The 10,926-nt window shown below is 54.1% G+C and carries 9 protein-coding genes and 1 pseudogene; 3 read left to right on the top strand and 7 right to left on the bottom strand.

Annotation, left to right across the window (positions count from 1 at the left end):
* The first annotated feature begins 264 nt into the window (after nt 1-264).
* From IKP20_08595 to IKP20_08585, 3 genes are all read left to right on the top strand, one after another.
* Nucleotides 265-498, top strand: coding sequence for a type II toxin-antitoxin system YoeB family toxin (locus tag IKP20_08595; GenBank protein ID MBR4505003.1), 234 nt, complete (start codon nt 265-267; stop codon nt 496-498).
* Nucleotides 499-907: 409 nt separating this feature from the next.
* Entirely contained in the window at nt 908-2,980 is a 2,073-nt protein-coding gene (locus IKP20_08590) for an AAA family ATPase (GenBank protein MBR4505002.1), read from the top strand.
* Nucleotides 2,981-4,153, top strand: a complete 1,173-nt coding sequence (locus IKP20_08585; protein ID MBR4505001.1) for a hypothetical protein — start codon at nt 2,981-2,983, stop codon at nt 4,151-4,153.
* On the opposite strand, the gene IKP20_08580 is transcribed toward IKP20_08585, so the two are convergent.
* From IKP20_08580 to IKP20_08550, 7 genes and pseudogenes are all read right to left on the bottom strand, one after another.
* Nucleotides 4,092-4,448, bottom strand: a complete 357-nt coding sequence (locus IKP20_08580; protein ID MBR4505000.1) for an AAA family ATPase — start codon at nt 4,446-4,448, stop codon at nt 4,092-4,094. The two genes, IKP20_08585 and IKP20_08580, sit on opposite strands and share 62 nt — an antisense overlap.
* Entirely contained in the window at nt 4,449-5,198 is a 750-nt protein-coding gene (locus tag IKP20_08575) for a hypothetical protein (protein MBR4504999.1), read from the bottom strand.
* Nucleotides 5,199-5,280: 82 nt separating this feature from the next.
* Nucleotides 5,281-6,075: an ABC transporter ATP-binding protein gene (locus IKP20_08570; protein ID MBR4504998.1), complete on the bottom strand. Its 795-nt coding sequence runs from the start codon at nt 6,073-6,075 to the stop codon at nt 5,281-5,283.
* A 4-nt stretch (nt 6,076-6,079) separates the two neighbouring features.
* On the bottom strand, nt 6,080-7,204 hold the full coding sequence (locus IKP20_08565) for an iron ABC transporter permease (GenBank protein ID MBR4504997.1): 1,125 nt from the start codon (nt 7,202-7,204) through the stop codon (nt 6,080-6,082).
* Between the two features lie 11 nt (nt 7,205-7,215).
* The gene (locus tag IKP20_08560; GenBank protein MBR4504996.1) at nt 7,216-8,550 is read right to left on the bottom strand and encodes a hypothetical protein; all 1,335 of its coding nucleotides are present in this window, start codon (nt 8,548-8,550) and stop codon (nt 7,216-7,218) included.
* Nucleotides 8,551-8,958: 408 nt separating this feature from the next.
* On the bottom strand, nt 8,959-10,119 hold the full coding sequence (gene dnaJ / locus IKP20_08555) for a molecular chaperone DnaJ (GenBank protein ID MBR4504995.1): 1,161 nt from the start codon (nt 10,117-10,119) through the stop codon (nt 8,959-8,961).
* A gap of 11 nt (nt 10,120-10,130) precedes the next feature.
* Nucleotides 10,131-10,811 (bottom strand): annotated as a pseudogene (locus IKP20_08550) (Hsp70 family protein).
* Nucleotides 10,812-10,926: the final 115 nt, after the last annotated feature.

Genomic DNA, 10,926 nt, shown 5'->3' with positions numbered 1-10,926 from the left:
TTCTCCGGAAGCAATCGAGTTCAGCTGGGAAGTATCTACAACACCTGTTGAAGTTACTGGTAAGAAGCCCACTGCTTCTATCACAATCGACAGGAAGAAGGCCGATCCTACCAAGCTTGCGACTCTTGAGGACACTCTCTCTCTCTCGGCGCCATCCTCAACTTCTGGTACCCTCATAGACCACCTATCTCCTGTCCGACCCCGATATGGCCAAAGATATCGAAGACGCCAAGAAGACGCCCACAGAAGACATGGTGACATGGCATGCCTGAATACATCGTTAAAATGTATAAGACAGCCGAAAATGATTACGAAGAATTAAAAAGGGCCTGCCAAAAAAATAAGATTGACAGCTTGCTCGAGCTGATATCAAAGGATCCTTTCGTCACTCCCCCAAAATATGAGGAACTATCGGGAAAATATAGGGGGGCCTATTCCCGCAGGATCAACAGGAAGGATCATCCTGGTCTACGAAGTGAGAGATACAGACGATCCTAACGAGATTATTATCATAATCATCCGTATGCGCACTCATTACAGAGGGGTGCTGTCTATCGCATTCTTATGAGAGGATAGCAGACATACGTTTGCTGTTAACTGCGAGACATAGGGAAATGCCTCGATGGCCTGGGTCAACACATTTGTGTGTCTCTGAGCACTTCCTTTCCCTTTGCCGTTGATCGACTTCGTAACTTAAGATCCTCTGTTTTGCATTGACGAATGATTTTCCCTGTTATTTTAGGGAAATATTGCGCTGATCAAAAGAATCCCTGATGATTTAGGAATAATTGGAGGGGCCATCCGCGACCCCCATAATCGAAAGTCTTGCTATCACATAGCGTAAAACAATTACGTCTGACGCCCTCTTTAAACACTGCCTCCCTGTTTTTCAGTCAGAGGCTGCGAGATGAGAATAGCGATCTACGGCAAAGGCGGCATCGGCAAATCCACCATTTCTTCGAACCTATCCTTTTCTCTGTCTTCGCTCGGGAAAAAAGTCCTGCAGATAGGCTGCGACCCGAAAGCCGATTCGACGAGATTTCTGCTGAAAGGAAAGGCGCAGAGGACCGTCACCGAATACATGATGGATGTGCCCCCATCCAGAAGGGATCTGAAAGATGTGGTGAACATAGGGGCAGGAGGGGTGATGTGCATCGAAGCGGGAGGCCCCCGTCCAGGCGTGGGATGCGCCGGAAAAGGGATCGTCGGGATGTTTCAGACCCTCAGCAAGATGGATGTCGAATCTCTGGGCCACGATTTCACGATATACGACGTGCTTGGCGATGTCGTCTGCGGAGGATTCGCGGTGCCGATGCGCCCCGAGTATTCCGACGCGATAATCATCGTCACATCCGGCGAGTACATGTCGCTGTTCGCCGCCAACAACATACTGAAAGGTTCGCTGTCGTTCGAGGAATCCAGGGGCCGCATCATAGGGATAGTTCTGAACAGAAGGGGGATAGACGGCGAAGACCGCCTGGTAGAGAGCTTCTCCGAATCCGCCGGGATCCCGATCATCTGCAGGGTCGGAAGATCGGAGATTTTCCGCGCAGCAGAGTCTGAAGGGCTGACTGTCTCTGAGATGTATCCTGGCTCTGATGAATCGAAATCGTTCAGAGAATTGGCCTCGCTGCTGATATCTTTCGACGCTGGAAGATGCGTTTCGCCCACCCCTCTGACGGACTCTCAGCTGGACAGACTGTATTCTGCCGGGGCCTTAGGGGAAAGGGGATCTTTCGATGCGAGAGAGAATAAATCTGAGCAAAAATCGGCCCCTGCCGCCGTCAGGCCCCGGAGAATCGGGAAAGGACCCGTTTCCGCTGTCCTGGAAGGAGCGAAAGTATCTGACATACCTGTGGTCATCCACGGGACGGATTCCTGCGGATACACCATGCTGAGCGAGATCTCTTCCGAGCGCATAAAGCATCATTCGCACGATAAGGAAGCGTTCGTTCCCTCCGGGGACAACATCGTATGCTCATCCATGACCGCATGCAGCGCAATTTTCGGCGGGAACCAGAATCTGAGAGACGTTCTGGCGCCGCTGGCCGAAAAGAATGACGTCGTGCTGGTGATATCCACATGCCTCCCCGGGATGATAGGCGACGATGCGAAGCGTGTCATCGATGAGATCGCAGACGGCAATCCAGGGAAAAGAATTCTTTACGTCGATGCCAACCGCGTGGATTCCGGTTTCGATGCGCATATAGAGGTCATCAGGGCGCTGTCCGAACTGATAGATACGGGAATCGAACCGATGAAACACTGCGTGAACGTCATAGACGACACATTCATCGAGCTGAACAAAGGCAGGAACAGAAGATACGTCGATTCTCTGGTATCCGAGTTGGGCCTGATATCCGGCCCGGGATTCCTGAGCGATTGCTCGGTCCGCGACATCATCGGGCTCCGCAGATTCGGCACGGCCGTATTGGGCGACGGCAGAAGAGACAACCTGATCGTGAAGGAGATCCTGGAATCAAAGGGGATAGAGTTCATGGAGCTTCCGCTGCCTAAGGGCATAGAAGAGACGGCCAGATGGATAGAATCGTTGTCTGGCATTACAGGGGAAGATTATTCCGCGGCCGTTTCCAGGATCGCATCGGAATTCGGATCGGCGGCGGCAAGATACTCCCCGGATTTAGAGGGCAAAAGCATATGCATCGTCTCATGGGACCCGAAGGAGGATGCATGGGTGGCTGACGCGCTTTCGGAATGCGGATGCTCCATACAGTTCCGCTCTTTGGGGCCGAAAAGCGATGTCAGATATGATGTCAGGACGGATTGTTCTATGAAATCGGTGGCAGAAGCCATCGACGCCGGTTCTTTCGATGCGGTGATTGACATGACGGATTCGCTTGGGAATGGCTTGAGAATCGACAGCTGCTATACCCATCGCTCCTCCATAGATGTGATGCGGTCGGTATGGAAATATCTGAAATCCAGCCACAAGCAAGGCTGGAAAATGTGGGGTGAGTGAATGCATCTGGAACCGAGCGGATTCATAGGCGCGGCGATGGCCGTACAAGGCATCAAAGATGCTACGGTCATCCTGCACGGGCAGACCGGATGCAGAAAAGGATTGCTGCCATCGCAATCTCTGATGCCCCGCACAGCCGTTCGTGACGGCAGATTCTATGGGAAAGACAATGCCATACCGTATTCCAACGTCCGCCCGGAGGACTATTACGGGGGCACCTTAGAAAAATTGATGGGCGTGATGGAGCACGTCGATGCAGAAGACTATAGTCTTAAGGTTCTCATGTGCTCTCCGGGGATATCCATGGTGGGAGACGATTGCAAAAGAGCGTCCAGAAGTCCTGCCACATTGTTCCTTGACACCGACAGCCTCCCATCGTCAGCTATAGAAGGGTTCGACCGGTGCATATGCGAGATCGTGAAATTCCTAAATCCAGAGAGGAATAGCACTATAGTGAAAGGTATCAATATAGTCGGCCTGAGCATCATGCACAAGGATTGGAGCAGCTTCCGCCATGAGCTCTCCCATCTGCTGAAGGATGCAGGTTTCACGGTGGTGTCTGCGCTGGGTGCTGGCTGTACCGTCGATGACATCAAGAATTCCGTCAATGCAGAGTACAATATCGTAGTGGATCCGGCTTACGGCGGGAAGACCGCGGAATATTATGAGAAGGAGTATGGCACCAAAACGATATCCATCGGTAAATGCCCCATTGGATTCGATGCCGTCGAGGAGTTTCTAATTAAAATAGGCGAAGTGACCGGCGTCATGCCCGAGCATGGGCTTTCCATGCTGAAAAAGAGCAGACGCCGCGCGTACGAAGGGGTTACGCTGGCTTCCAAAAGATTGGACGGGATGACGTTCGATATCATCGCGCCGGATACGGCCAAACAGCCTCTGAGAGCCTTCCTGATGGATTCTTTCGGCATGGTCGAAGACGATGACAGCCCGGATTATCTGTTCGCACCCGGAAACATATCGGTTCTGGAGGAGGCTTCGGGCAGATGCGGGAAAGGGATCGACATAGGGTTCCCATCCTCTTCCGGCCCTGCTTTCCTGAAGGAGCCTCTTATGGGCATGGAAGGCGTGATGTACATCCTCAACAGCCTGTTCAACCGACCCTGTCGAACTCCCCTTCGCGGAGCATCTTCCCGAGGTTATGCCCTCTTCTGATGTCCTTGTCCGTCAGGCTCGCCAGGGAACTCAAGCTTCCCTGGTCCATGATAAAGCAGCAGTCCGGGCGGAGGAAATCGTTGGATACCAAACCCGTGTTGTGCGTGACGAATATGCATTGGGCTTTGTTGCGGGAGATTATGTACTTTATCGCGTTTTCCGCCGTCCTGTAATGGAACATATCATCGAAATCGTCGAAGAATATGAGCGCGTCACGGTCTTGGCAGCGCTTTATCCAGCCGAAAAGGCGGCACAATATCATCGTGCCCCTCGAAACGGATTCCCTGAACGGCATCTAACCGTGCGATTTCTTCACCAGCAGATTCCCTTCGCATGACAGCAGATCAATGTCCACCATGCATTGGTCCCGGAGAAAACTCTGGAATTCCGGGACGAGGCCGTTACGCACGAGATAACGCTCAGTATTATCCTCCTCATCTATGAGGCCGATGTGGACGTCCATCTTCCACATGGCCATATAGTACAGAGAATGGGTGGCAAAACTGATCACCACACCTACGGCGCTGTCGGGATCCACGAACGAAGACTCCGTTATCCTCATTATCAGAGACCTGTCCTTCCCGATATTGGGAATGGACCTGATTCTGAGGCGGTCGGGATCGTATTCAAGACCTTTCCCGTCTCTGAGATCGTATCTGTACACAAGATGCCTGTCCAGCATCAATGACTCGGCAACCATATCGTCAGGCGAGGATTTGGAATATTCGTATGTGACGATTGAACCCCTATGGGATAGCTCATAATGGAATGTGGCGACATCCGCCTCCGTATCCTTGTTCAGGAAGCATTCCACGTTCTTCTGGCCGATATCCTTGGAGAATCCTCCTGCGGTGCACACTATGTCCGTCATGGCGAATCCCAAGGAAGTCTTCCCGGCATTGTTGCTTCCGATGACGACCATCTTGTCTAGAAAATCCCCTCTGACGCATTCCACGCCGAAGCGGTAATTCTTCTTGTCGGTAAGATCCAATTCCAGACGCTTTCCGAAACAGCGATAGCCTTCCACCCAGAATCTTATCAACATAGGACAGAGATTGCCTTATGGATATATAATCCAATAACGGTCCCCTGAACCCCATGGAATGGAAAGCGGCCGGCCGGGTGCCTCATAGGTCCGGTCCGTCGGCCTCATACAGGAATTGATCCAGCAGCATGACCGGCCTCCCTTGGTGCTCTACGATCTCGCAACCCACGTTATAGACCTCGGAAATGTTCTCGGCGGTGATTACCTCATGAGCCGTCCCCACCTGCCTGATCCTGCCTGGCTTTTCCATCATCACTATCCTGTCGGCGAACATGGATGCGATATTGAGATTGTGGCTGATCATTATCACCATGACGCCCTTGGCGGAGGCTATCTCATGCATCAGCGAAGTGATGAATATCTGGTGTCTTATGTCCAGATTGGATGTGGGCTCGTCGAGGATGAGTATCTCGGTCTCCTGCACCAGACCCCTGGCGATGGCGACCGTCTGATGCTGCCCTGCCGAGAGCTCGTTGAAAGGCCTGTCGGAGAGCTCCGTCAGACCGAGGACCTGCAGAGCCTTCTTGACCCGCACTATGTCCTCCGCGCTGGTCTTCCATCTTCCTTTGTTGGCTCTGCCTATCAGGACGGTATCGAACACCGGCATCGAAAAAACGTCGTCCGACTGCACGGGGACGTATGAGATGATCTCGGAGACCTCTTTGCGGCTCATCTCCGAGATATCCTTCCCATTGATCCTGACTGAGCCCGACATAGGCGAAAGAAGTTTGTTCATGCATTTGATCAGCGTCGATTTGCCCACGCCGTTCGGCCCGATTATGCATGTCAGGCCCGGACCTTCCAGATGGAGTTCGATATCTTGGAGGATCTTTTTGCTGCCGTAACCGGCATCCATGTTCTCTATGTCGATCCTCATGCCATCACCAAACCGATCTCTTCTGCCTCAATATGAGATACAGGAACATCGGTCCGCCTATGAACGCCGTCACGACACCCACCTGCAGCGTCGCGGGCGCGATCACTGTGCGGCCTATGAAATCAGCTACCTCCAGCAGCACCGCACCGAACATCGCCGACGACAATACCAGATACCTGTTGTCCGCTCCGACGAATATCCTGCACACATGGGGCGCCACCAATCCCACGAACCCTATGAGCCCTGTGAAACTGACCACCGTTGCCACTACCAAAGATATCAGAAGCAGCAGCAGTATCCTCATGTTCTCCACGTCGAGTCCCATCGCCTTTGCGTTGTCGTCTCCGGTGGCCAAGATGTTAAGCTTGCGCGAAAGCATCTGCGTAAGTATTATGCCCGCTGCGGTGACCGCTGCCATGATCGGTATCTCGGACCATGTGCAATCCGCGACTGTGCCGACCGTCCACGAATAGAGCAATGCCAGCGCATCCGGGTTCGCATGGAGCTTCAGCACCGTGGAAAAGGAGTTGAAGATGAACATCACGGCTATCCCCGCCATTATCATCATGGTCGGCGACGCTTTCTTCAGTTTGCCGACAGCCAGCATGATCGCCATGGGCACGAGAGAGAAGACGAATGCGTTCACGACGATGGAGTAGTTCCCGCCTACGATCGTCAGCCCGAGCGTGATGGCGAGAGTCGCTCCGAACCCAGCCCCGGACGATATCCCGGTAGTGTAAGGATCGGCGAGCGGGTTCTTCATGACCGACTGCATCACGCATCCTGCTATGGCGAGACCGGCGCCGGTTATGAGGGCCGCTGCGATCCTGGGAAGGCGCTCATCGACCACAATGTAGTCGAGAAGCTTGTCATCGATATTTCCTGTGATGTGGTCCCAGATGATGGCATAGCAATCGAAGAAACCTATGCCCATCGTCCCGTAGGTGATGGACAGGCTTGCGACGACCACGGCGGCTACCACGCAGATGAACGTGAACAATAGCTTGCGCATCTCGGATACGTGGTAGTCGGCGATGGCGGCCCTCGAATCTGATGCATCCAGATCGTCCTCTGACGCCCATATCGCCGCAGCCTTCTTCGCATAGTCTGCCTGTCCATCGGATCTCATAGTCTTTCGCCTCACTTGTTGTAGCCGGTACCCGTGTAGGTGAATCCCTCGCGGGCGTTGGCTCCCTCTCTCACCGCGAAATCGTCCAGGTACTTCTGCAGGAAGTCCAAGGCATCATCGAGATTGAAGAGTTCGGGATACAGGAATGCCGCAAGGATGTAGCATCCCGCAGGCCCGGCCGCGAACGGCATCATCTCGAAGTCCACGACGTACATCTTCTGGTTCTTGAACTGGTCCGTGGATGAATACACCGCCTTCAGATAATCTTCGACGAGCCCGTTGAAGTCCTTCCAGTCGCAGTTCTTCTGGAACATTACTACGACCTCGTCCGTGGCAGATGCGGTGAAGTTCTCGATCGATCCTATGGAAGTGAAGTTGGTCTTTCCCTTGTATTCGTCCTGGAAATTGATGACTTTGTTGAACCAAAGGGCAGGGCCTTGGTCGGATCCGAAAGCAGCGATGGCGGAGACCTTATCATTGTAGCATCTGACCGCGGTGACCGTCTTCTTGGATCCGATCTTCTTGTCGATGGAATCCATCAGATCCATCGCCTTGTCATACCATTCCCTGTAATCGTCAGAAAGGCTCTGGTTTCCGAGCATGCATGCGAGCTCCAGCACGCCCTGGATCACATCGGGCCCCTGGCAAGGCACTATGACGAAAGACGTCTTGTCTGCCAGACCCGACTTCTCCGCTTTGTCCCAGATGTAATCCACGTTCTGCCCTCCGGTCCACTGCATGAACGTTCCGATCGTCCCGGCTTCATAGAGCGCATTCAGATTTTCGATGGTTATCTCTCTCCAGGTTCCCATGACAGGCATCTTGTCCACTCCGGGGTAGACATTGCTGTAGATGGTCGGGGTGGTATCGTCCACGGCCTTGAGCATGCTGTAGGATTTTATGGCAGGGAGGAGCTGCATGACGAGGTACTCCGCCCCGATCTTATCGCTGATCGGATAATTGACGTAAGTGACCCTCTCATACTTGTTGAAATAATACATGCGAGTCTTTTCTTTGTTTATGATCTTCTTAACGACGTCCGCGTCGTTCGAGTCGACGGCCCCGTCATAATTGGCGTCGGCGAGAGGATACTTGTTCTTCCAGTCGACATCGTTGGCCTTGTCGCTGTCGGTGTTGGATGAGACTATCCAATTGACGATGCCCAGATCGGTCTTGTCTATGCAATCGTCGCCGTTCGCGTTCCCATATATTCTCAGGCGCGTATCTTCGAAGGATGCGCTGCGGTGGTCTTCCTCGTTGGAAGAGCCCGTGAGCAATATGACAGAGGCTGCGGCCACGGCAATTATTGCCGCCGCAATTATCACGATTATGATTCTCTTGTCCATTTTGACCCCTTGGAATTGGAGTAATCTGCCAGTGTATTTAAAGAAGAATTGAAGTGTAAATCAATTACGATGGGCCGATGTATCATACATCCAATAATCAATCATAAAAGAAGGCTGCAACATCCGCATAATTCAAAGAATCGATTAGGTTCGAGATGGTTTCCATCCATCATTGGCCTGAACCTGGGTTCATGATTATCAAATCCCTGAAAATAATGTAGTTATATGCATTGATTTCAAGAATTTTTAACAAAATAGCGCCATAATCTATGCGCCATGATACCTGACGCCGAAGCCTTGCGCGACGGAATATGGCATGCCTGTTTTGCCCGCGCCATCGATATGATCCGATGTGCGGGTTGGCCGCGCGTAATTCGATAATAAAAAAAGGCCCCGAAGGGCCGTGATTCAGTTTATGATGTCGTCCAGCTTCTCGCGGAGGGTGGATTTCCTCTTCCTTCCGCCGGAGGCCTTCTTGCTGCCGGCAGACTCGTCCAGTTTCTTCAGAAGCTCGCGCTCCTCTTCGGAGACCCTCTTGGGGACATCGATGGTGACCCTGACCAGAAGGTCGCCTCTGAAGGACGAGTTGACTCTCGGAAGCCCCTTGCCGGATATCCTGAGGACGGATCCGACCTGGGTCCCCGGAGGTATCGTGAGAAGGGCCTTCTCCCCTTCCAGGGTCTCGACGGTCTCTTCGCCCCCGAGGACCAGCTTGGGATACGTTGTGACGATCCCGGTCCAGAGGTTGTCCCCGTCGCGCTCGAACTTCTTGTCCTGCTTCACGTGGATGACCACGTAAAGGTCTCCGGGGGCTCCGCCGTTGTATCCTGCGTTGCCTTCGCCGGACACCCTCAGCCTCATGCCGTCGTCGGCTCCCTTGGGGATGTTGAGGCTGATGTGGGATTCTTTGTTCACCCTTCCGGTACCGCGGCATTGCGGGCACTTCTCCGCGGAGCTCTTCCCGGTTCCGTGGCACTCGGGGCAGTCCCTGACGGAGACCATGTTCCCGAACGGGGTCCTGGATACGGATTGGATCTGCCCGGAGCCACCGCACTTGCCGCAGACGGAGACTTTCCCGTCCTTGCCGCCGGTCCCTTTGCAGGACTCGCACAGCACGGTGTGGGGCACGTCGATGTTAGCCTTCTTCCCTTCGAGGACTTCTTTCAGGGTGATCTCCAGATCGTACCTGAGGGATTCCCCCTGGGACCCGGAGCCGCGGCCGCTGCCGCCTCTGCTGCGCCTTCCGCCGCCGAACAGATCTCCGAAAAGGTCTCCGAAGATGTCGCTTATGTCGTCGGCGTGGGTGAAGTTGTCCCAGGTGAATCCTCCCTGCCCGAACTGCTGGTTTACGCCTTCGAAGCCGTACTGGTCGTACAGGCTCCTCTTCTCTGGATCCGAGAGCACTTCGTAGGCCTCGGATATCTCCTTGAACTTGGCTTCGGCGACCTCCTTGGGTTCGGTGGAAACGTCAGGATGGTACTTCTTCGCCAGATTCCTGTAGGCCTTCTTGATGGCGTCAGCGTCGGCGTTTTTGTCGACGCCGAGCACCTCGTAGTAGTCTCTCGGCATTCCGCGCACCTTCAGTCGTCGACGATTTTGTAGTCGGCATCCACGTAGTCGTCTTTGGGAGGCTCCTGGGATGTCTGGCCGGAAGCGCCTCCGGCCGATCCTCCGGGACCCTGGCCCTGGCCCTGCTGAGCGGACGAGTAGATCCTCTGGCTGACGGGTTCCATGGACTTCATCAGAGCTTCGACCTTGGATTTGATCGCGCCGACGTCGTCGCCTTTGTTGGCTGCCTCCAGATCGGAGATCGCGGCCTCGATGGAAGCCCTCTCCTGCTGGGTGACCTTCTCCCCGAGATCCTCGAGGGTCTTGCGGACGGTGTATATGGAGGTCTCGGCCTGGTTGTGCATGTCGACGAGCTCCATCCTCTTCTTGTCTGCGTCGGCGAACTGCTCGGCCTGCTTGACCATGGCGTCGATCTCGTCCTTGCTGAGCTTGTTGGAGGACGCGATGGTGATGGTCTGCTCCTTGCCGGTTCCCTTGTCCTTGGCGGAGACGTTCAGGATGCCGTTTGCGTCAATGTCAAACGTCACTTCAATTTGCGGCATGCCGCGCGGAGCTGGCGGGATACCATCGAGGTTGAACTCGCCCAGCACCTTGTTGTCACGCGCCATCTTGCGGTCGCCTTGGCAGACGACGATGGTGACGGCCGGCTGGTTGTCAGCCGCAGTGGAGAACACCTGGCTCTTCTTTGCGGGAAATAAGGCGGGGCGAAGAGACCATCGCGGTAATCACCTGCGAACGCGGGGCGCACCCCTTCGACGACGAGGAGTCCGCCCAGATCCACCTGGTAGCAACGCTCACTAGCGCAAG

It is taken from the genome of Candidatus Methanomethylophilaceae archaeon (genome assembly GCA_017524805.1).
Lineage (GTDB): Archaea > Thermoplasmatota > Thermoplasmata > Methanomassiliicoccales > Methanomethylophilaceae > Methanoprimaticola.
The sequence above is the reverse complement of the archived record's forward strand: the minus strand, read 5'-3'. Positions and strand labels throughout refer to the sequence as shown.

Excerpts from the sequence above, each read along its gene's own strand:
- IKP20_08570 (MBR4504998.1), bottom strand. The coding sequence starts at position 6,075 with ATGAGGATCGACATAGAGAACATGGATGCCGGTTACGGCAGCAAAAAG.
- IKP20_08595 (MBR4505003.1), top strand. The coding sequence starts at position 265 with ATGCCTGAATACATCGTTAAAATGTATAAGACAGCCGAAAATGATTAC.
- IKP20_08585 (MBR4505001.1), top strand. The coding sequence starts at position 2,981 with ATGCATCTGGAACCGAGCGGATTCATAGGCGCGGCGATGGCCGTACAA.
- dnaJ (MBR4504995.1), bottom strand. The coding sequence starts at position 10,119 with ATGCCGAGAGACTACTACGAGGTGCTCGGCGTCGACAAAAACGCCGAC.
- IKP20_08565 (MBR4504997.1), bottom strand. The coding sequence starts at position 7,204 with ATGAGATCCGATGGACAGGCAGACTATGCGAAGAAGGCTGCGGCGATA.
- IKP20_08580 (MBR4505000.1), bottom strand. The coding sequence starts at position 4,448 with ATGCCGTTCAGGGAATCCGTTTCGAGGGGCACGATGATATTGTGCCGC.
- IKP20_08560 (MBR4504996.1), bottom strand. The coding sequence starts at position 8,550 with ATGGACAAGAGAATCATAATCGTGATAATTGCGGCGGCAATAATTGCC.
- IKP20_08575 (MBR4504999.1), bottom strand. The coding sequence starts at position 5,198 with ATGTTGATAAGATTCTGGGTGGAAGGCTATCGCTGTTTCGGAAAGCGT.
- IKP20_08590 (MBR4505002.1), top strand. The coding sequence starts at position 908 with ATGAGAATAGCGATCTACGGCAAAGGCGGCATCGGCAAATCCACCATT.